The 20,583-nt window shown below is 73.4% G+C and carries 19 protein-coding genes; 11 read left to right on the top strand and 8 right to left on the bottom strand.

Annotated features, from left to right (window positions below; all coding sequences use genetic code 11):
- Nucleotide 1 precedes the first annotated feature (1 nt).
- Nucleotides 2-1,201 carry an alcohol dehydrogenase catalytic domain-containing protein gene (locus AC1C2W_RS18265; protein ID WP_495391010.1) on the top strand — a complete coding sequence of 400 codons (1,200 nt, stop codon included), beginning with the start codon at nucleotides 2-4 and terminating at the stop codon, nucleotides 1,199-1,201.
- On the opposite strand, the gene AC1C2W_RS18260 is transcribed toward AC1C2W_RS18265, so the two are convergent.
- Nucleotides 1,198-2,505: an APC family permease gene (locus AC1C2W_RS18260; protein WP_495391011.1), complete on the bottom strand. Its 1,308-nt coding sequence runs from the start codon at nucleotides 2,503-2,505 to the stop codon at nucleotides 1,198-1,200. The two genes, AC1C2W_RS18265 and AC1C2W_RS18260, sit on opposite strands and share 4 nt — an antisense overlap.
- Before the next feature lie 129 nt (nucleotides 2,506-2,634).
- Here AC1C2W_RS18260 and AC1C2W_RS18255 point away from each other — a divergent pair, with 129 nt between their 5' ends.
- Nucleotides 2,635-3,588, top strand: coding sequence for a manganese catalase family protein (locus AC1C2W_RS18255; protein WP_495413928.1), 954 nt, complete (start codon nucleotides 2,635-2,637; stop codon nucleotides 3,586-3,588).
- Nucleotides 3,589-3,610: 22 nt separating this feature from the next.
- Here the strand turns inward: AC1C2W_RS18255 and AC1C2W_RS18250 are convergent, their stop codons facing one another.
- The 3 genes from AC1C2W_RS18250 to AC1C2W_RS18240 are packed head-to-tail and all read right to left on the bottom strand — an operon-like array spanning nucleotide 3,611 to nucleotide 6,545.
- Nucleotides 3,611-5,185 (bottom strand): NAD-dependent epimerase/dehydratase family protein, encoded by a 1,575-nt coding sequence (locus tag AC1C2W_RS18250; protein ID WP_495413927.1) that lies wholly within the window; start codon nucleotides 5,183-5,185, stop codon nucleotides 3,611-3,613.
- 47 nt (nucleotides 5,186-5,232) lie between these two features.
- Nucleotides 5,233-6,294, bottom strand: a complete 1,062-nt coding sequence (locus AC1C2W_RS18245) for an FUSC family protein (protein ID WP_495413926.1) — start codon at nucleotides 6,292-6,294, stop codon at nucleotides 5,233-5,235.
- Entirely contained in the window at nucleotides 6,291-6,545 is a 255-nt protein-coding gene (locus AC1C2W_RS18240; RefSeq protein ID WP_495391015.1) for a hypothetical protein, read from the bottom strand. Before AC1C2W_RS18240 ends, AC1C2W_RS18245 begins: the two co-directional genes overlap by 4 nt.
- Before the next feature lie 445 nt (nucleotides 6,546-6,990).
- Between AC1C2W_RS18240 and AC1C2W_RS18235 the strand changes: the two genes are divergently transcribed.
- A complete protein-coding gene (locus AC1C2W_RS18235) occupies nucleotides 6,991-7,845 on the top strand; it encodes an NAD-dependent protein deacetylase (RefSeq protein WP_495413932.1) in 855 nt (284 codons plus the stop codon).
- Between the two features lie 6 nt (nucleotides 7,846-7,851).
- Here the strand turns inward: AC1C2W_RS18235 and AC1C2W_RS18230 are convergent, their stop codons facing one another.
- On the bottom strand, nucleotides 7,852-8,646 hold the full coding sequence (locus tag AC1C2W_RS18230) for an IclR family transcriptional regulator (protein WP_495413925.1): 795 nt from the start codon (nucleotides 8,644-8,646) through the stop codon (nucleotides 7,852-7,854).
- Nucleotides 8,647-8,798: 152 nt separating this feature from the next.
- Here AC1C2W_RS18230 and AC1C2W_RS18225 point away from each other — a divergent pair, with 152 nt between their 5' ends.
- From AC1C2W_RS18225 to AC1C2W_RS18190, 8 genes are read left to right on the top strand one after another with little or no spacing between them, the layout of a single operon-like run.
- On the top strand, nucleotides 8,799-10,349 hold the full coding sequence (locus AC1C2W_RS18225) for an ABC transporter substrate-binding protein (RefSeq protein WP_495413924.1): 1,551 nt from the start codon (nucleotides 8,799-8,801) through the stop codon (nucleotides 10,347-10,349).
- A 1-nt stretch (nucleotide 10,350) separates the two neighbouring features.
- Nucleotides 10,351-11,418, top strand: coding sequence for an ABC transporter permease (locus tag AC1C2W_RS18220; protein ID WP_495391018.1), 1,068 nt, complete (start codon nucleotides 10,351-10,353; stop codon nucleotides 11,416-11,418).
- On the top strand, nucleotides 11,415-12,308 hold the full coding sequence (locus AC1C2W_RS18215) for an ABC transporter permease (RefSeq protein WP_495413923.1): 894 nt from the start codon (nucleotides 11,415-11,417) through the stop codon (nucleotides 12,306-12,308). Before AC1C2W_RS18220 ends, AC1C2W_RS18215 begins: the two co-directional genes overlap by 4 nt.
- Nucleotides 12,305-14,113, top strand: coding sequence for an ABC transporter ATP-binding protein (locus tag AC1C2W_RS18210; RefSeq protein ID WP_495391020.1), 1,809 nt, complete (start codon nucleotides 12,305-12,307; stop codon nucleotides 14,111-14,113). The genes AC1C2W_RS18215 and AC1C2W_RS18210 overlap by 4 nt, the downstream gene beginning before the upstream one ends.
- 12 nt (nucleotides 14,114-14,125) lie before the next feature.
- Complete coding sequence (locus AC1C2W_RS18205; RefSeq protein ID WP_495391021.1) at nucleotides 14,126-15,271, top strand: serine hydrolase domain-containing protein; 1,146 nt, start codon at nucleotides 14,126-14,128, stop codon at nucleotides 15,269-15,271.
- Between the two features lie 59 nt (nucleotides 15,272-15,330).
- Nucleotides 15,331-16,218 carry a beta-keto acid cleavage family enzyme gene (locus AC1C2W_RS18200; RefSeq protein WP_495413922.1) on the top strand — a complete coding sequence of 296 codons (888 nt, stop codon included), beginning with the start codon at nucleotides 15,331-15,333 and terminating at the stop codon, nucleotides 16,216-16,218.
- Nucleotides 16,215-17,159, top strand: a complete 945-nt coding sequence (locus AC1C2W_RS18195; protein WP_495391023.1) for a 3-hydroxyacyl-CoA dehydrogenase NAD-binding domain-containing protein — start codon at nucleotides 16,215-16,217, stop codon at nucleotides 17,157-17,159. The genes AC1C2W_RS18200 and AC1C2W_RS18195 overlap by 4 nt, the downstream gene beginning before the upstream one ends.
- Nucleotides 17,156-17,608, top strand: coding sequence for a thioesterase family protein (locus AC1C2W_RS18190; RefSeq protein WP_495413921.1), 453 nt, complete (start codon nucleotides 17,156-17,158; stop codon nucleotides 17,606-17,608). The genes AC1C2W_RS18195 and AC1C2W_RS18190 overlap by 4 nt, the downstream gene beginning before the upstream one ends.
- 14 nt (nucleotides 17,609-17,622) lie before the next feature.
- Here the strand turns inward: AC1C2W_RS18190 and AC1C2W_RS18185 are convergent, their stop codons facing one another.
- The 3 genes from AC1C2W_RS18185 to AC1C2W_RS18175 are packed head-to-tail and all read right to left on the bottom strand — an operon-like array spanning nucleotide 17,623 to nucleotide 20,500.
- Complete coding sequence (locus AC1C2W_RS18185) at nucleotides 17,623-18,501, bottom strand: DUF4097 family beta strand repeat-containing protein (RefSeq protein ID WP_495413920.1); 879 nt, start codon at nucleotides 18,499-18,501, stop codon at nucleotides 17,623-17,625.
- Nucleotides 18,498-19,160 carry a response regulator gene (locus AC1C2W_RS18180; protein ID WP_495413919.1) on the bottom strand — a complete coding sequence of 221 codons (663 nt, stop codon included), beginning with the start codon at nucleotides 19,158-19,160 and terminating at the stop codon, nucleotides 18,498-18,500. The genes AC1C2W_RS18185 and AC1C2W_RS18180 overlap by 4 nt, the downstream gene beginning before the upstream one ends.
- A complete protein-coding gene (locus AC1C2W_RS18175) occupies nucleotides 19,148-20,500 on the bottom strand; it encodes a sensor histidine kinase (RefSeq protein ID WP_495413918.1) in 1,353 nt (450 codons plus the stop codon). The genes AC1C2W_RS18180 and AC1C2W_RS18175 overlap by 13 nt, the downstream gene beginning before the upstream one ends.
- Between the last annotated feature and the right edge of the window lie 83 nt (nucleotides 20,501-20,583).

Below are 20,583 nucleotides of genomic sequence, written 5' to 3'. Positions count from 1 at the left end.
CATGCGCGCCGTGACCTGGCAGGGCCGGGAGAGCGTCAGCGTCGAGGACGTGGCCGACCCGCGCGTCCAGGAGCCGACCGACGCCGTGATCCGAGTGACGTCGACCGCGATCTGCGGGTCGGACCTGCACCTGTACGGCGTCCTGGGGATGTTCCTCGACGCCGGGGACGTGCTGGGGCACGAGGCGATGGGCGTGGTGGAGGAGGTCGGCAGTGCCGCGGGCGATCTCGCCGTCGGGGACCGGGTCGTCGTGCCGTTCACCATCTCCTGCGGACAGTGCTGGATGTGCGCCCGCGGCCTGCAGTCGCAGTGCGAGACCACGCAGGTGCGCAGCCAGGACAAGGGCGCGGCCCTGTACGGATACACCCGCCTGTACGGCCAGGTTCCCGGCGGCCAGGCCCAGTACCTGCGGGTGCCCCAGGCCCAGTACGGGCCCCTCGTCGTCCCCGACGACGGGTCTCCCGACGAGCGCTACCTCTACCTGTCCGACGTGTTGCCCACCGCGTGGCAGGCGGTGGAGTACGCGGACGTCCCGGACGGCGGGAACGTGCTGGTGCTGGGGCTCGGGCCCATCGGGCAGATGTCGGCGCGGATCGCCCGGCACCGCGGCGCCGAGATCGTCATCGGCATCGACCCGGTGCCGGAGCGGCGGGCCATGGCCCAGCGCCACGGCGTCACGGTCTTCGACCCGGCCGAGGAGGGGGTGCGCGCGGCGGTGCTCGACCTCACGGACGGTCGTGGCCCGGACTCCGTCGTCGACGCCGTCGGCATGGAAGCGCACGGGTCCCCGCTCGCGGAGACCACCCAGAAGCTCGTGGGCCTGCTGCCCGACGTCCTGGCCGCGCCGCTCACCGAGCGCGGCGGCGCGGACCGGCTCGCCGCCCTCCTCGCGGCGGTCGCCCTCGTACGGCGCGGGGGCACCGTGTCCCTCTCGGGCGTCTACGCCGGCGCGAAGGACCCGCTGCCGATGATGCAGCTCTTCGACAAGCAGCTCACCCTGCGCATGGGCCAGGCGAACGTGCGCCGCTGGACCGACGGCCTGCTGCCGCTGGTGCAGGACCCGGCCGACCCGCTCGGTGTGCTCGACCTGCGCACCCACCGGTTGCCCCTGGAGGACGCCCCGGGGGCCTACCGCACGTTCCAGCGCAAGGAGGACGGCTGCGTCAAGGTCGTCCTCGACCCCTGGGCGAACCACGCCTAGGCCGCGCGCCGCGCCAGCCGCATGACGAGGTAGACGCCGAGGCCGACGACGAGGAGTGCGCCCGCCAACGCCCAGTGCTGGGCCTCCTGCTGGGTCAGGAGCAGCAGGCAGGTGGCGATCGCGAGCACCGGCATCACCGTCGGAGACCGGAAGTGGTCGTGCTCGACCTGGTCGCGGCGCAGCACGAGTACCGCGATGTTGGTCGAGAGGAACACGAAGAGCAGCAGCAGGACGACGGTGGAGGCAAGGTCGACCAGCTCACCGGTCGCGGCGAGCACGATCGCGACGGCGGTGGTCACCAGGATGGCCACGCCCGGGGTGCGGCGCCGCGGCAGCACGCGGGCGAGCGGTGCGGGCAGCAGCCCCTGCTTCGCCATGCCGTAGGAGAGCCGGCTCGTCATGATCATGGTCAGCAGCGCCCCGTTCGCGACGGCCACGAGCGCGACGACGGCGAAGAGCTCCGGTGAGACGGCCCCGGCCGCCCGGACGACCTCGAGCAGGGGGCCGGAGGACGCGGCGAGCTCGGACGGGGGCACGACGGCCGGCGCGACGAACCCGAGCAGCACGTACACCGCCCCGGCGGCGGCGAGCGCACCGAACAGGGCCCGTGGGTAGACCCGGGAGACGTCCCGGACCTCCTCGGCGAGGTTCGCCGACGTCTCGAAGCCGACGAACGAGTAGAACGCGACCAGCGCGCTCCCCAGGACGGCGAGCCCCACGGAGGTGTCCTCCGGAGGGGTGAACGCCCCGCTGAGGTCGGCGTCGCCGCGCCCGATCACCCACGCGCCCAGGACGATGACCAGCACCAGGCCGGCGGACTCGATCACGGTCATCACCACGTTGGCGCGCAGCGACTCCCTGATCCCCCACGCGTTGACGAGCGCCACGACCAGCAGGAAGACGATCGCGGCCGGAACCTGGGGGACGTCGAGGAACGCGGTCAGGTACTCCCCGGTGAAAGCCAGCGACAGCCCGGCGGCGCTCACCACCCCGGCGGACAGCATGCAGAACCCGACCAGGAACGCGACCAGAGGACTGCCGAACGCCTTCTCGGCAAAGACCGCCGACCCGCCCGCCCGGGGGTACTTGGTGACGAGCTCGGCGTAGGAAAAGGCCGTCAGCATGGCCATGGCGAGCGCGACCGCGAAGGACAGCCACACCAAGCCCCCCGCGTCCCCGGCCATCTCGCCGATGAGTGCGTACACGCCGGCGCCGAGCACGTCGCCGAGGATGAACAGGAACAGCAGGTGTCCGGTCACGGCGCGGCGCAGGCCGATCGGACCAGTGGTCTCCGTGCTCGTCATCCGGCCGAGTCTGGCGTCCCGACGACGTCCACGCTCGCCGAGCGACCTGGCTCCGGGAGCGCCCAGATGCAAGCACCCGGCTCCGGGGTGACGGTGAGAGCCTTGAACCGGCCGACGAGGAGACGCGACATGTACCTGCACGTGCAGCGATTGATCAACGACATCGAGACCGACGAGCCGGACCCCGCGGCGGCGAACGCACTCCAGGAAGGCCTGGGCGGCCAGTTCGGTGAGATGCGCACGATGATGCAGTACCTCTTCCAGAGCATGAACTTCCGCGGCCCCACGGCGAAGCCCTACCGGGACCTGCTCCAGGGGATCGGCACCGAGGAGATCAGCCACGTCGAGCTGATCGGCACCACCATCGCCCGCCTGCTGGACGGGTCTCCGCGGTACAACGGGAAGAAGACCGACCCGCTGGACACCCCCGGCGCCGGCGGCGACACACCGCTCGGCCTGGCTCTGGGGACCAGCAACATCCACCACTACCTCGTCGCCGCCCAGGGAGCTCTCCCGGTGGACGCCGCCGGCAACCCGTGGAGCGGCAGCTACGTCTACAACTCCGGCAACCTCGTGCTCGACCTGCTCTACAACCTCATGCTCGAGTCGACCGGCCGGCTCCAGAAGTGCCGCATCTACGAGATGACGGACAACAAGGCCGCCCGCTCCACGATCGCGTACCTCATCGTGCGCGACCAGGCCCACGAGAACGCCTACGCCCGGGCCCTTGAGACGCTCGGCGTGAACTGGGCGACCGTGCTGCCCATCCCCAAGACGAACGCCGAGAAGTTCCCCGAGGTCAAGAAGCTCCTCGACCTGGGGCTGCAGTCCAAGCAGTACACCTTCGACCTCGAGGGCGCCTCCGAGGCCGGACGCATCTTCCAGGGCATGTCCCCGTCCAACGACGGCACCTCTCTCGATGCGAGGGAGCAGGCACCCGCCGGAGTCCCCTCCACGATCGCGCGCGAACGCTTCGAGGAGTTCTCCCCGGGCCTCGACCCCGACCTGCTCGCCCTCGTCCAGGCTACGGCGGACCTCGAGATGGCCGCCGCCGCGGACCCGCTCTTCGGGCCCACGACCTGACGCCTGGGCGGGGACGCGGCGGTCAGGTCTGCTCCCGGAACGCGCGCCGGCGCGCGTACTCGTGCAGGCGGTCGAGCGTCGCGAGCTGACGCTGCACGCGCTCGACGAGCTCGCGGAACTGGGCGGGGTCGAGGCCGAGGTCGTCGGCGTGCTCCTCGAGCGTCTGCCAGCCGCCCAGCTTCCCCACCACGGCCGACCGCATGAGCTCCGTCTCCAGCACCACCGACATCGGCGACCGGGTGACCAGCCGCCCGTTGAGCTTGAGGCGGCCGACGCGCTCCGCCACCCCGGCGAGGAGCTGGCGGTGGCGGCGCCGGGGCAGGCCCAGCGCCTGCAGCAGCCGCACGTACAGCTCGCGCTCGCCGCGGATCTGCTCCGCCAGCTCGACCAGCTCCGCGTGCAGCGGTAGGTCCCCGTAGTCCCCGACCATGCGCTCCACCCGGCCGAGGCCCGCCGTCGCGCCCGTCAGGTGGTCGGAGAGGTACAACCCGAGCAGGTCCCGGTCCAGCCCCGGCGGCACGGCGGGGTCCGTCCCCCGCAGCGGGAGGGTCGACGCGCCCGCCGGCCGTGAGGGGTTCGGACGCAGCGGCGCCGAGGCGAGACCACGGCCGTCGGCCATCCCCCGCACGACCTCGTCGAGCGCCTGCGCCGCGGAGTGCCGGGGCTGCCACCCGAGCTCGACGGTCGCCCGGGCGGTGTCCATGACCGGGGCGCCCATCGCCATGTCGACCCAGCCGGGATCGGTGGGCACGACGTGCGTGCGGTAGGCGAGGGAGACGGCGGCCCGCACGGCCGCGACCGGCACCTCGGCCAGGCGGCCGTGGTCGACCAGCCGGGCGACGTCCCGGCCGCGCAGCACGTCGTGCGCCGCGACGTTGAACGCGCCGCCGGCCTGCTGGAGCACCACCCGGCGGTAGGCGTCCGCGGCGTCGTCGGCGTGCACCGCCTGGAACCGCAGCCCCGCGGGCAGCGGCAGCACGGGCGGGCGCCCGTGGCGCAGTAGCCCGACGGGCAGGAGCCGGCCCACGAAGTAGCGCACCACCTCGGCCCCGGCGTCGCCCTGGAACACCAGGGCGGCGCGCAGCCGGGCCACGACGACCTCAGGGTGCTCGCGCTCCAGCTCGTCCAGCACGTCCTCCTGGGCCGCCTTGTCGACGCTGTAGTGCGACGTCAGCACGCCGCCGGTGGGCCAGCCCTCGCGCCGCGGTGAGTCGTCGCCGACCGGCGAGTACGCGCCCACGGAGGACGCGACGACGAGATGCGGGACGCTCGCGCGCGCCACCGCCCACGCCACGCGCCGGGTGCCCTCGACGTTGGTCAGGCGCAGGAGTGCGCGGTCGCGGTGGGGCTGGGTCAGCCAGGCGAGGTGGACGACGGCGTCCGCGCCGCGGAACAGGGTCGTCAGCCGCTCGACCACCTCGTCCGCGGGGTGCGTCAGGTCGAGGGCCGCCCACTCGGCCCGGCGGTAGGGCTCGGCGGTCCGGTCCGGCAGGCGCCGGGCGACGCCCAGGAGCGAGGTGACCTCCTGCTCGCCTCCCAGGGCCCTGAGGACCGCGGTGCCGACGTTCCCGGTCGCTCCGACGACGACGATGCGCATGCCCCACCGTGACACCGGTCCCCGTTGCACGCAGGTGGGCCGCGGTGTCACACCGCGAGCGCCCCCGCGCCGCGCTGCAGGACGAGCACCAGCGCCCCGGCGGCCAGCTCGTCACCGGACCCGGATCCCCGCTCCGCCAGGACCCGTTCGCGGAGGTCGGCCAGCGCCGTGGCGAACCGGTCCGCGGTCTCGGCGCGATCTCCCTCCGTCGCGTCGGCGCGCAAAGCACCGGCGTACGCGAGCAGGGCGGTCCCCGTGGCCGGCCGCAGCCCAGGGCCCAGCACCACGCGGTCGTAGCCCTCGGCGTCCCGCGCGATCAGCAGGCTCGCGGCGTCGTCGACGACCGCGGCGGACGTGCCGAGCTCGTGCGCGCGGTGGCCCTGGGTCTCCGTCCGGTCCCGGTGCCTGCGCACGCGCGGGTTCCCGCGCGTCGCCTCGTGGGTGCTCGCGACCGCCGTCCGCGCCAGCTCGATCACGGGCTGCAGGTCGCGTCGGCGGCGCTCCCACTTGTCGACCGACAGGGCCTCGTCGCCGTCGAGCGCGTCGGCGAGCTCCTCGAGGTGGTCGGCGAGCGCGTCGCGCAGGCGGTCGAGCGCGCGCTCCGACGGCGTCAGGGGCAAGGGCGGCAGGACGAGGTTGACCCCGATGCCGATCACCGCGCCCACCACGACCAGCCCCGAGAAGGCGCCGACGTACTCGGCCGTCTGGACGTCGCCCAGGATGAGCACGAAGAGCGCCGACGTCGCGACCCAGGTGCCCATCTGCCCGAACCACCGCCACCCGGCACAGAGCAGGGCGACCCCCACGACCAGGGCGACGGAGAACGCGCCCGGAGAGAGCACCACGTCCGCCGCCCGGGCGATGAGGATGCCGAGCAGCAGTGCCCCCACCGCCTGCACGGACTCGCGCACCGAGCGCGCCAGCGTGCTCGTGGTCGCGATCACCGCGCCGAGCGGCGCGTAGTACGGGTAGTCGGAGAGCGGCGCAGGCGCAAGCACGCCCACCGTCCAGGCCAGGGCGGCCGCGACGGCGCCCTTCAAGGCAATCGACCAGCGCGGGTGCAGCATCCAGGCGCGGCGTGCGGCGACGAGGAGACGCGGCGCAGTCATCCGAGCTCCCGCGAGAGTTCCGCGTACTCCGGTGACAGCCGGACGCGCTGCTTGCCGCCGACCGCGCTGGGCCGCCTGTGCTCGCTCAGCGGTGCCTCCTGCGGGTCGCGGCCCTCACGGTCCTGCTCCCGTCCCGGCGCGTCGTCCTGCTCGTCGAGCACCTCGAGCGCGAGCCGCACGTCGGTGACGACGCCGAGGGCCGCACCGTCGGGTCCGAGCACCCGCGCGTCGAGAAGGTCGCCAACGTTCATGACTCCGCCTCCGGGTCGTGCCGTCCGCTGGGGATGCGCGCGATCAGCCGCTCGCGCACCCAGTGTTCCACCCAGTCGGCGTCGAGCCGGTCGGAGGGCACTGTGAGCTCGACCGCAGAGCCTCGTGACCAGCACCGAGCCCATGAGGATCCCGGCGACGTGCGCCGCCTGTCCGGGCACTGCCTCCCGGCCGCCCGGGGCCGGCGACCTCGAGGTCGTCGACGATGGTCACCGGATCGCCGTCCACCATCGCGGTCGACGCCGGAGGCGACGGGGCGCTCGACTCCGCCGATGGCACCACGGTCTCGGGCGGCACGGTGCGGCTGTCGGCTGGACTACCTCGCCAGCAGCCGGAACCTCGCGCACTACCGCAGCGTCGTACGCTCGAACGGTGCAACCTGTGCCCCGGCCGCTCGCCCCGACGTACCAGGACCGACGGTGGGAGATCCCGCCGGACGCGGTGGTGCACCACGGCACGGTGGACGACGCGGTGCGCGTGCTGCGCGGGCGGACGATCACCGCGCTGACGGGCGCGGGCATCTCCACCGACTCGGGGATCCCGGACTACCGCAGCCCGGACTCGCCGCCGCGCGCGCCGATGACGTACCAGCAGTTCGTGGCCGACGAGGCGTTCCGCCGCCACTACTGGGCGCGCAACCACGTGGGCTGGCAGGTGGTGCGCCGCACGGAGCCGAACGCGGGGCACCGCGCCCTCGTCGCCCTGGAGGACCGCGGCATCCTGCGCGGCGTCATCACGCAGAACGTGGACCTGCTGCATGAGGACGCGGGGTCGCGGCACGTCATCGACCTGCACGGCCGCTACGACCGGGTGATCTGCCTGCAGTGCGGGCGCGTCATCAGCCGCGCGCACCTGGCGGAACGGCTGGACGCCCTCAACCCCGGGTTCGTCGAGTCGGTGCTCGCCGAGGGCACCACGGTCGCGGACATCGAGACCGCGCCGGACGCGGACGCCGTGATCGAGCAGACCGGCCACTTCGTGCCGGCCGCGTGCGAGTTCTGCGGCGGGGTGCTCAAGCCGGAGATCGTGTACTTCGGCGAGAACGTGCCCCGCGAGCGGGTGGAGCGCGCGTTCGCTCTGGTCGACGACGCCGACGCGCTGCTCGTGGCGGGCACGTCGCTCACGGTGATGAGCGGGCTGCGCTTCGTGCGGTACGCCGCGAAGGCGGAGAAGCCGGTGGTCATCGTCAACCGTGGCGCGACGCGGGCCGACCCGCTCGCGACCGTGAAGGTCGACGCCGGTGTCACGGCCACGCTCACCACCCTGGCCGAGCGGCTCTGAGGGCGGCTACCGGCGCGTGGCCGGCCTCGCGATGGTGTCGGCGGCGCCCCGGGCGACCTCGCCGATCGCCGCGAACCGGTCCTCGGTGAGCCGGCTCCCCGGACCCCAGATGCTCACGACGGCGAGCGGGTGGCCGTTGGAGTCGAGCACCGGCGCGGAGATCCCGAACGCCGATGCCTCGAACTCTCCGCGGCAGACGCCGTAGCCGCGGCGCCGCGTCTCCTCGAGCTCGACGTCGAGGGCTTGCCGGTCGGTGACGGTCGTGTCGGTGTACCGCTTGAGGCGCCCGACGAGCAGCTTGCGGGCCGACTCCGGGGGCAGGGACGCGAGCAGCGCCTTGCCGGTCGACGTCGCGTGGAAGGGGACCACCCGTCCGTGCCAGGTCGCCGCCACGACCGAGGTCGGGGCGACCTCGTCGACGTAGGTCAGCCGGCCGGACCGGAACACGGCGAGCGCAGCCGTCTCTCCGGTCTGCAGGCACAGCTTCTCGAGCACGTGGTGCGCGGAGCGGATCACCGTCTCGACGCTGCCCGCTCCCGCGAGCTCGACGAGACCCACCCCGATCTGCCACTCGCCGGTCCGCCGGTCGCACGCGACCATGCCCTCCGCCTCGAGGGTCGTGAGGATGCGCCACGCGGTGGCGCGGTTGAGCCCGCATCGGACGGCGAGTGCCGCCACCGTGGCGTCCCCGGGAGCACCCGACCTGGCGACCGCACGCAGCAGCGCGACGGCCCGATCCACGGACTGCACCCGCCCGCTCCGACGCGTGCTCTCGACCCCGTTGATGGCCGTTTCATCCACCTGCCGACTCCTTTGCCGCCGCTTTCCTGTCGCCCCAGGCCAGGTTGACTCGACCCACGGGACCCCCTATGTTCGCATCGCTCAACCATGTGCTCGCAATGCGAACAAGGAGAGAACAAATCTACAACGGACTCGGCCCGGGTGGTCGCGGGGTGTCGCGGCGCGACGTACTCCGACTGGCGGCGATCGCGGCAGCAGGAGCCGTCAGCGCGACGGCGCTCGCAGGGTGCGGCACCGTCCCGCAGGCGCCCGGCGCCTCGGCACCGCGGACGCGTGGCGGCATCCTCAGCCACGGCGCCACGGGCGGAGGCCTCAAGGACTCGCTCGACCCGCACTTTCCCGTGACCAACCCCGACATCGCCCGGGTGAACAACCTGTACGAGCCGCTGCTCTTCTGGGACTCGGGCTACCAGCTCGCCCCCGCGCTCGCCACGGCCGTGACCCCGAACCGCGACGCCTCGTCGTGGACGGTGGAGCTGCGCCGCGACGTCCAGTTCCACCACGGCAAGACGATGACCGCCGACGACGTCCTGTTCACGATGGCGCGGATCACCGACCCGGAGACGGGCGCCGCGGGCGCGCTGAGCGAGGTCCTCGACATCAAGAACTCGAGGGCCCTCGACCCGCACACGGTCCGGTTCGCCCTCAAGCAGCCCTACTCGGTGTTCGACCAGCTGATCGCGGAGTACACGGCGGGGATCGTCCCGACGGACTTCGACCCGGCGAACCCCGTCGGCACCGGGGCCTTCCGGGCGGACACCTTCACGCCGGGCCAGCTCAGCCGGTTCCAGCGGTTCGACGACTACTGGGGCGACGCCGCCTGGGTCGACGAGCTGGTCATCTTCGACTTCGCCGACGACGCGGCCAAGGTCAACGCGCTGCTGGCCGGCCAGGTGCAGAGCGTCGACAACCTGCCCAACTACCTCGTCGACGCGGTCGCCGAGCAGGGCGCGTCCGCCCTCGTCTCCGACACCGGCGCGTGGATCCCCTTCACCCTGCGGGTGGACGCCGAACCGTTCTCGGACGTCCGGGTGCGCGAGGCCCTGCGGCTGGTCGTGGACCGCCAGCAGATGATCGACCAGGCGCTCGGCGGCTACGGATTCATCGGCAACGACCTCTACGCGCCCTTCGACCCCGCCTACGCCGACGACCTGCCGCAGCGTCACCAGGACGTCGACAAGGCCAGGTCGCTGCTCAAGCAGGCCGGCCAGGAGAACCTCCAGGTGGAGCTGGTCACCTCGACCGCTGTCGGCGCCGGCGGCGTCGAGGCCGCGAACCTCTTCGTCGACCAGGCCCGCCAGGCCGGCATCGACGTCCGTCTGAACAAGGCGGACCCCAACACCTTCTACGGCGAGCAGTATCTCCAGTGGCCGTTCGCGCAGGACTTCTGGGTCACCCGCAACTACATCCCGCAGGCCGCGACCTGCGCCCTGCCGAGCGCGCCGTACAACGAGACCCACTTCGACGACGCCGAGTTCCAGGGGCTGTTCGCGCAGGCGACCGCCACGGTCGACGAGCAGGAGCGCGGCGAGCTGCTGCACCGCTGCCAGGAGATCGAGCACGAGCGCGGCGGCCTCATCGTCTGGGGCTTCAAGAAGCAGGTCGACGGGTACTCCAACCTCGTCCAGGGATTCGAGCCCGACCGCTACCTGCCGAGCGGTGGATACAAGTTCCACCGCGTGTCCTTCGTCGAGGGAGCCTGACATGACCGCGACCGAGACACCCGCGAGCGCCACCCGGTCCGCCGGTACCCCCGGATCCCCGGGCGGAACCCCCCGGGGCCGCGGCCGACCCGGGTCCCCGGTCACGGCCTGGACGCTCTGGACCGTGCGGCGGGTCGGGCTGGCCGCCCTGACGCTGTGGCTGGTCTCCGCCCTGGTCTTCCTGGCCACGGCCGCCCTGGGCGACCCGGTCAAGGCGATCCTCGGCAAGGAGGCCGCCACCAGCCCCGGCCGCGCCGCCCAGATCCGCGAGCAGCTGCACCTGGACGAGTCGCTGTGGGACCGCTACTGGCACTGGCTCGGCGGCCTCCTCACGGGCGACCCCGGCACGTCGGTCGCGAACGGCCTGCCGGTGAGCGAGCTGATCGGCGACCGCGTCGTGAACAGCGGCATCCTGGTGCTGATCGCCGCGATCGTCATCATCCCGGTCGCCTTCGGCACTGCGCTGCTGAGCGCCCGCCACCGCGGCCGCAGGCTCGACCACGGGATCCAGCTCGTGGTGCTGACCCTCGCCGGGCTGCCGGAGTTCGTGGTCGGCATCGTGCTGGTCGCGGTCTTCTCCACCGTGGTGTTCCACGCCCTGCCGGCGGTCACGATCAGTGCCGGCGGCGAGGCGCCGTGGACCCAGCCGGCGTCGATGGTGCTGCCGGTGGCGACCCTGGTCCTCGTGGTCGCCCCGTATGTCATCCGGATCATGCGCTCGACGCTGCTCGACGTCCTCGACAGCGACTACGTCGAGCTCGCGCGCCTCAAGGGCGTCCCGGAGCGGGTGGTGCTGCGGCGGCACGCGCTGCGCAACGCCGTCGTCCCGGGCATCCAGGTGGTGGCGCTCCAGCTCGCCTGGCTGGCCAGCGGGATCGTGCTCGTGGAGTACCTCTTCTCCTACCCCGGCATGGGCGCCAGCCTCGTCGACAGCGTCCGCAACAGCGACGTCCCGATGGTCCAGGCCCTCGCGATGATCATCGCCGCCGTGTACGTCGTGGTGAACCTGGTCGCCGACGCCCTGTCCATCCTGTGCACGCCCCGCGAGAGAACGGCGATCAGCTCATGAGCAGCATCCAGCTGAGCACCGGCACGACGCCGGATGACACGACGGTGGGTGACACGACGGTGGGTGACACGACGGCGACCGCCGCCCACCGGGCGCGCAGCTCGCGGCTGACGGTCGGCGTCGTGATCACCGCGTTCGTGGTGCTGGTCGCCGTGGCCGGCCCGTGGGTCGCGCCCTTCGGCGAGAACCAGATCACCGGCGACCCGTACAGCGACGCGGGGCTCCTGGGGACCGACTACATCGGCCAGGACGTGCTCTCCCGGCTCCTGTACGGCGGGCGCTCGGTCCTCGTGGTCGCCCTCCTCGCCACCGTCGTCGGCCTCGTGCTGGGCGTGCTGGTCGGGGTGCTCGCGGCGTACGTCGGCGGGTGGTTCGACGAGATCGTGATGCGCCTCAACGACGCCGTGCTCGCCTTCCCCCAGATCCTGCTCACCCTGCTCGTGCTGTCCACCGTCGCGGAGCCGACGGCGTGGATGGTCGTCCTGCTGGTCGGCATCTCGCACGCGCCACGCGTCGCCAGGGTGGCCCGCGGCGTGGCGCTCGGCCTGACCCGCCGCGACTTCGTCACCTCCGCGGAGGCGCTCGGCGAGCGGCGGCTGCGCATCGTGGTGCGCGAGGTGCTGCCCAACATGAGCGGCCCCATGCTGGCCGAGGCCGGCCTCCGACTGACCTACTCGATCGGCATGGTCGCCGGCATCGCGTTCCTGGGCTTCTCCACGAACCCCGGCGCCGCCGACTGGGGACAGATGATCAACGAGAACCGGCTGGCGCTCCTGGTCCAGCCCTGGGGCGTGCTGGCGCCGGTGATCATGATCGGCATCTTCGCGATCGGCACGAACCTGATGGCCGACGGAATCTCCCAGCTCACCTCGAAGGGAGGCGACCGATGACGACGATCACGACAACACCCGGCGACCTCGATGCCCCGTCCGCGATCTGCTCCGTGCGCGGCCTGCGGGTCGCGCTCGCGAGCAGCGGCGTGGACGTCGTCGACGGGATCGACCTGACCCTGCGGCCCGGCGAGGTCGTGGGCCTGGTGGGCGAGTCCGGCTCCGGCAAGACCACCATCGGCACCGCGCTGCTCGGCCACGCCCGCACGGGTGCCGTCCTCGAGGCCGGCACGGTCGTCGTGGACGGTCACGACGTGCTCGGCATGCCCGCGGACGAGGTCCGGATGCTGCGCGGCGAGCACATCGCGTACATGCCGCAGGACCCGGCCTCGGCCCTCAACCCGAGCATCCGCATCGGGCGGCAGATCGTCGAGCTGCTCGAGCTGCGCGGCATCGACACCCGCGCAGGGCGTCTGGAGCGTGCCCGCGCCGGGCTGGCCGAGGTCGGCCTGCCCGACGACGACGCCTTCCTGGCCCGGTACCCGCACCAGCTCTCCGGCGGGCAGGTGCAGCGCGTCGCCCTGGCGATGGCGTTCCTCCCGCGGCCCCAGGTGCTCGTGCTGGACGAGCCGACGACCGGGCTCGACGTCACCACCCAGACCCTGGTGCTCGAGACGATGTCGCGGCTCTGCGAGACGCACGACGTCGCCGCCCTGTACGTCACGCACGACCTGGCCGTGATCGGCAACATCGCCGACCGGGTCGCCGTCGTGTACGCCGGCCAGATCGTGGAGCTCGGGCCACGGGAGCAGGTCTTCGCGCATCCGGCCCACCCGTACACGCGGGCGCTGCTGGACGCGATCCCGCACGTCGGGCAGGCCCGCGCCCTCAGCGGGATCCCAGGCCGTACGCCGCAGCCGGGCCGACGCCCGAGCGGCTGCCGGTTCCACGACCGATGCCGGTTCGCGACGGAAGCCTGTGCGACCACGGTGCCCGTGCCCGTCGACATCGGCGAGGGGCACCGGGCACGGTGCCTGCGCGCCGACGTCCTCGGCGCCTGGGACATCGACCTCGGCCGGGTGCCCGACGCCGTCACGGACGACGCCGCGCGCGACGTCGTGCTGTCCGTGACGGGGCTCGACGTGTCGTACGGACGCACGCAGGTGGTGCACGACGTCTCGTTCGACCTCGCCCGCGGCGAGTGCGTCGCGCTGGTCGGCGAGTCCGGCAGCGGCAAGACGACGATCTCCCGCAGCGTCGGCGGCCTGCACCGCCAGTGGTCCGGCCGGATCGAGCTGGACGGCCACGAGCTGGCCAGGTCCACGCGACGACGCAGCACCGAGGACCGCAAGCGCGTCCAGTACATCTTCCAGAACCCGTACCTGTCGCTGAACCCGCGGCAGACCGTCGGGCAGATCGTCCGGCGGCCGATGGAGCTGTTCGGGCTCGCCCGGGGCAAGCAGGCCACGGACCGCGCGGTCGAGCTGCTCGAGGCCGTCGCGCTCGGCCCGTCGGTGCTCGGTCTGCGCACCGACCGGCTCTCCGGGGGCGAGCGCCAGCGCGTGGCCATCGCCCGCGCCCTGGCTGCTCAGCCCGATGTGCTCGTGTGCGACGAGATCACCTCGGCGCTGGACGTCTCCGTGCAGGGCTCGATCGTCGAGCTGCTGGAACGGCTTCGCACGCAGCGCGGCATCGCCATGCTCTTCGTCACACACAACCTCGCGCTGGTCCGCTCCATCGCCACCCGGGTCGACATCCTCAGCGAGGGCCGGCTCGTGGAGTCGGGGCCCGTCGCCGAGGTCATGGAGCACCCGCAGCAGGACTACACGCGGACCCTGCTGGCCAACACGCCGCGCATCGACTGAGAGGCACGTTCCTTGACGCAGAGCACCAGCACCGACGGCGTCGCGGCGCTGCGGTTCATCGACCCGCACCTGTCCGGCGAAGGCTCCCCCGTGATGCCCCACGTGCGCGTCCCGGCGCCGCGGCCCAGCGCCCTGCCGGAGGCGCACCGCCACCTCGAGGTCGACGTGGCGGGGGCCGGGCACCTCGCCGACCTGGGGCGGTGGCGCGCCGAGACCTACGCGACCAGCCTGCTCGTGCTGGACCGCGGCGAGGTCGTGCACGAGTGGTACGCCGAGGGGCTCGGGCCGCGGACGAAGTTCCTCGGCGCGTCGATGACGAAGTCCCTGCTCGCCACGCTGGTGGGCCGCGCCGTCACCGAGGGAAGCCTGCGCCTCGCCGACCGGGTCACGGGCCACGTGCCCGAGCTCGCCGGGTCCGGCTACGCCGAGTGCACCGTCACCGACGTCATCACCATGACGACCGGGCTCGACTGGGTGGAGGATCACCGCGACCCCGACGGCGCGGCCGCCCGGCTGGTCGGCGCATTCCGCACCGGTGGCAGCACCCGGACCCTGCTCGCCGAGACGCGACCCAAGCACCGGCCGGGCACCCAGTGGGGGTACTGCACAGCGGACTCGCAGGTGCTCGACTGGGTCCGCGAGCGCGCCACCGGCGAGGCCTTCGCCGACGCCGTGGCACGCCTCTGGGCGGACCTCGGGTGCGCCGAGGACGCCGTCGTCGGCATCGACGGCGACGGTGCCGCCATGGCCGGCGGCGGCGTCGCCGCCACCGCGCGCGACTGGGCCCGGGTGGGCCTTCTCGCGCTCGACGGACGGGTGGGCGGCACCCCCGGCGGCACCCGCCTCCTCGCGGAGGACTGGGTCGCCGCCGACGGCGTCCCCCCGTACCCGTTCCTCGCTCCCGGGCGGCTGCCCAGCGCGTACACCACCCACGCGGGCTACTCCTGCCACTGGTGGCCGCTGGACACCGCCGGCCGGGTGCTCGTCGCCGACGGCAGCCACGGCCAGTTCACCCTCGTCGACCGCGACCGCGGCGTCGTCGTGGTCAAGACCTCCCTGTGGCCGTACGCCGACGCCTGGGAGGACCGGCACTACCGCGACCTCAGCTACCTGGGGCTCCAGGCGATCGCCGCCGCGGTGCCCGGCACGCGTCCCTGACCTCCGACCACCCACCACCGTCCGAACACCTCGTCCCCGAGGACCCCCGAGAGGACACCATGAACCGCAACGTCATCATCACCTGCGCGCTCACCGGCGCCGGCGACACCGTCGGCCGCTCCGAGCACGTGCCGGTCACCCCCGAGCAGATCGCCCAGGCGGGCATCGACGCCGCCCGCGCGGGCGCCGCCATCGTGCACATCCACGTGCGCGACCCGCGGACCGGCGCCCCCTCGCGCGAGACCGAGCTCTACCGCGAGGCGGTCGAGCTGATCCGCGCCAGCGACGTCGACGTCGTCATCAACACGACCGCCGGCATGGGCGGCGACCTGTACCTCGACCCCCAGGACCCGACCACCATCCTGCCCGGCACCGACCTGGTGAACGGCGTGGAGCGGCTCAAGCACGTCGAGACGGTGCGGCCGGACATCTGCACGCTCGACTGCGGCAGCCTCAACTTCGGCGACGGCAGCCTGGTCTACATCAGCACGCCCGACATCCTGCGCGACGGCGCCCGCCGCATCCAGGAGCTCGGCACCCGCGTCGAGATGGAGATCTTCGACACCGGCCACCTCGTGTTCGCCAAGAAGCTGGTCGCCGAGGGCCTCATCGACTCCCCCGCGATGTTCCAGCTGTGCATGGACGTCCCCTACGGCGCGCCCGCCGACCCGCGGCTGCTGGCGACGATGGTCGACCAGCTCCCCGAGGGCGCGGTGTGGTCCTCGTTCGCGCTGGGCCGCATGCAGCTGCCCTGGGTGGCGCAGTCGGTGCTGCTGGGCGGCCACGTGCGCGTGGGCCTCGAGGACAACCTGTACCTGAGCAAGGGGGTCAAGGCCACGAACGCGCAGCTCGTCACGCGGGCCCGGACCATCGTCGAGGCGATGGGCGCCGCGGTGGCCACCCCCGACGACGCCCGCGAGATCCTGCAGCTGGAGGGTGCCCGATGACCGCCCGCACCGCACCCCACGACGTCCGCACCGTCACCTGCGTCGGCGCCGGCGTCATCGGCGGCGGCTGGGCCGCCTACTTCCTCGCCCGCGGCTACCACGTCCGCGCCTGGGACCCGGCGCCCGACGCCGGGACCAGGCTGCGCCACCTGGTCGACGCGGCCTGGCCCGCGCTCACCGAGCTCGGCCTCGCGGACGGCGCCGACCGGACGAACCTCACCGTCTGCGCCACGCTGGCCGAGGCCGTCGAGGGCACCGACTTCGTGCAGGAGAGCGCGCCGGAGAACCTCGAGCTCAAGCGGACGCTGCTCGCCGACATCGACGCGGCCACCGCGGACCACGTGGTGATCTCGTCGTCGACGTCCGGCTACCCGATGACGGACATGCAGACGGACTGTGCCACTCCGGGCCGCACCGTCGTCGGGCACCCGTTCAACCCGCCGTACCTCATCCCGCTCGTCGAGGTCGTGGGCGGCGAGCAGACCGACGACGCCGCCGTCGCGTGGGCCTCGGAGTTCCTCACGACCGCCGGCAAGTCGGTGATCACCATGGACCGCGAGGTGCCGGGCTTCATCGCCAACCGCCTGCAGGAGGCACTGTGGCGCGAGGCCCTGCACATGGTGGACGCCGGCGAGGCGACCGTCGAGCAGATCGACCGCTCCATCACGGACGGCCCCGGGCTCCGGTGGCCGTTCCAGGGGCCGATGCTCACCTTCCACCTGGCCGGCGGGCAGGGCGGCATGGCGCACATGCTCGACCACTTCGGGCCGTCGCTGCTCTCGCCGTGGACGCGGCTCGACGCCCCGGAGCTCACGCCCGAGCTGCGGGACGCCGTCGTCGACGGGTGCGAGGACGAGGCCGACGGCCGCACGGTGGACGACCTCATCGCCGAGCGCGACCGCCAGGTCGTCGCCCTGCTGCGCGCCACGGGACGCGCGTGACAACGCCCGCGGTGCTCCCGCCCTGGCGCGAGCCGGTCCGCGACGAGTGGATCGACTACAACGGCCACCTCAGCGAGGCCTACTACGTGCTCGTCCTCGGGCACGCCACCGATGCGCTGATGGACCACGTCGGCCTCGGACCCGACTACCGCGAGCGGCACGACGCGTCGCTCTACACGGTCGAGGCGCACCTGCGGTACCTGGACGAGGTGCCGGCCGGCGCCGACCTCGAGGTGCGGTCGAGCGTTGTCGGCGCCACGGGCAAGGCACTGCACCTCTGGCACGAGCTGTGGACCGGCGGCCGCCTGCGGGCGACCGAGGAGGTGCTCGGGCTGCACGTGGTCGGCGGCCGGTCGGCGCCGTTCCCACCCGAGGTCGTCGAACGGATCGACGCGGCGCGCACGCCACCCGGCCCGGACGTCGGCCGGGCCATCCGGATTGGTCGCTGACCGCCGGGGCCGGGTCACGGGGCCAGGTAGGACACGTCCCCGTTGGACGAGTGGATCGCCACGCTCCGGTCGACGTCGGGGTCGGTGGGCCCCTCGGTGGTCTGCTCCCCGTTCGACGTCTCGATCTGGAGTCGCACGGGTTCGCCGTCTCCGACGACCGTGACGTCGCCGTTGCTGCTCGTGGCGCGCACGTCCCCGCTCACCTCGGCGACGTCGACGCGGCCGGTGCTCGTGTCGGCGTCCACGCTGCCCCCGACGTCCGTGACGTCGATCGACCCGTTCGACGACCGGGCGTCGACGTCGCCGGCGGCCTGGTCGATGACGAGGTCACCGTTGCTGGTGCCGACGTCCAGGGCGCCCCCGATGTCGGTGGCCTCGACGTCGCCGTTGCTGGACCGCAGCTCGACGTCGCCCGCGACCCCGGCGGCCAGCACGTCGCCGTTCGACGTGCGGACCAGCACCGCGGTGTCCGCGGGAAGGGTGACCGCGAGCTCGCCGCTGCACCGGCCGGCGCTCCTCAGCCAGCCCGTGCACTCGTGCGTGAGGACGAGGCGGCCGGTGGACTCGTCGGCGCGGTACGTGGGGCTCGTCAGGCCGCTGTGCGCGATCCGGTCGACCTCGACGTCGCCGCTGCCGTCCGAGGCCCGCACCGTCACGTCGCCGTCGGCGACCAGCTCTACCGTGGCGGGGGCGGCGTAGCTCTCGTGCTTCGCAGCCGTCTCCGCCACCGCGCCGTCCACGAGGAACAACGCGACCCAGAGCCCAGCCAGGGTCGCGACCACGGCGCCGATGACGAGCAGTGCGCGGCCGACAGAGCTGCGGTGCGGCGGGGGCACCGCGGGCGCGGGGTTGGGTGCAGGCGCGGGCGTGGGGTTGGTCGTGGTCGTGGTCATGGTCGTGCTCCGTTCTCGTCGAGCCATCGCAGCACCGCGAGCACGCGGCGGTTGTCGTCGGCGTCGGGCGGAAGTCCCAGCTTGGTGAGGATGTTCGTGACGTGCTTCTCGACGGCGGGCATCCCCACGACGAGGCGTTCCGCGATCGCGGTGTTGGAGCGGCCCTCGGCCATGAGCCCGAGTACCTCGCGCTCGCGCCGGGTCAGGATGTCGAGGCCCGAGCGGCGGCTGCGCGCGATGACCTGCGTGACCACCTCGGGGTCCACGACGGTACCGCCGCCTGCCACCCGGTCGACCGCGTCGAGGAACGTGTCGACGTCGGCGATGTGGTCCTTGAGCACGTACCCTAGCCCGCGAGCGCCGGCGGCGAACAGCTCGGACGCGTACCGCTGCTCCACGTACTGCGAGAGCACGAGGACCGGCAGGTCGGGGTGCAGGCTGCGCAGGTGCAGGGCGGCGCGCAGCCCCTCGTCGGTGTGCGACGGCGGCATGCGCACGTCGGTGACGAGCAGGTCGGGCAGCACGGCCCCGTGGCGCGAGAGGGCCGCGACCAGCTCGTCGGCGGTGCGGTGGCCCGTCACCGTGTGGCCCTCCGCGGCCAGCAGCCGGGACAGCCCGTCCAGGAGGAGCACGGAGTCCTCCGCGATCACGACGCGCACGGCACCTCCACGGTGAGTCGGGTGCCCGCACCGGGCGGGCTGGTGAGCTCGAAGCTGCCGTCGAGCGCGGCGACGCGCCCCCGCAGCCCGGCGAGGCCGCTGCCGAGTGCCGGTTCGGCCCCGCCGCGGCCGTCGTCCTCGACGACCACCCGCAGGCGGGCCCCGTCCTCCGTGACGTCGGCACGCACCCGGGCGGTCCGGGCGTCCGCGTGCTTGGCCGCGTTGGTCAGCGCCTCGGCGACGACGAAGTAGGCCGCGGCCTGCGCGGCCGAACCGGCCCGGGAGAGGTCGGAAGCCGTCTCGACCTGCACCGGGACGGGGCTGCGGGCCGCCAGGGCAGACAGGGCCGCGTCGAGCCCACGGTCGTCGAGGATGGCGGGGTGGATACCGCGCACGAGGTCGCGCAGCTCGGCGAGCGTCGCCTTCACCTCGCCGTGCGCGTACTCGATCGTTGCGGCGGTCGCCTCGGGGTCCTGCCCCGCGAGGCGGCGCGCGACGCCGAGCTCGACACCCAGGGCGACGAGACGTTGCTGGGCGCCGTCGTGCAGGTCGCGCTCGATGCGCCGCCGCTCGTCGGCAGCGGCGGCGACGGCCTGAGAGCGCGTCTCGGTGAGGGCGACGGCGCGCTCGCGCGCGGTCGCGGCGTCCTGCTCGGCGGCCCGGGCCTGCTCCCGGGCCAGGTCGGCCGCCGAGGGGCCGAGGCAGTTCTGCGCCATCCACACCACGAGGGCGGTGCCGGCCTGGGCGACGGCGGACGCGGCCCACAACAGCCCGGCGCCGACGAAGGCCCCGAAGAGCACCGCGAAGGGCCACGGGTTCCCGGTCAGGCCGGACATGTTCCCGACCGCGCCCCGGACCAGGAGCACGACGAGCGCGATCGCCCCCGCGGCCAGGCCGACGGCGGTCACCAGGAAGGCGACGGACACGAGCAGGGCGAGCAGGGCGTACGCCGCTGCGGCCCACGCGCGGTCGTCGCGCAGCGTCCACCGCAGGGCGGCCAAGGACCGAGGGAACGGGGCCGTGGGCGGCGACGGCGCAGGCACGACGACCCCGGTCTGGACGGCGAGGCGTTCGCGCTCGAGGGCGGCGAACCGCCGCGCCAGGGACAGGGTGAGCCCGAGGAGGACGAGGCCCAGCCCCACGGCGGCGACGAGGACCGTCGACACGGTGACCAGCACCCACACCACGACGCCCACGCTCGCCAACCACACCGTCCCGACGGCGAGCTGCGCGACGGCGCGGCCCGTGGCCGGGTCCACGGGCGCCCGCAGCAGGCCCGCTCCGGAGGTCAGGGCCGGTACGAGGCTCATGGTGGGCCCGCGGGCGTCCGTGCTGGTCATGGTGTCGAGACTAGGCTGCGACGTATCGGCCGGACAGTCTGCATCCCCACGTCGTCGCGGTAGGGAATACCCACCGGAGGCGG

The organism is Isoptericola sp. Y581 (assembly GCF_059445475.1).
This window is presented reverse-complemented; position numbering and strand designations above follow the sequence as displayed.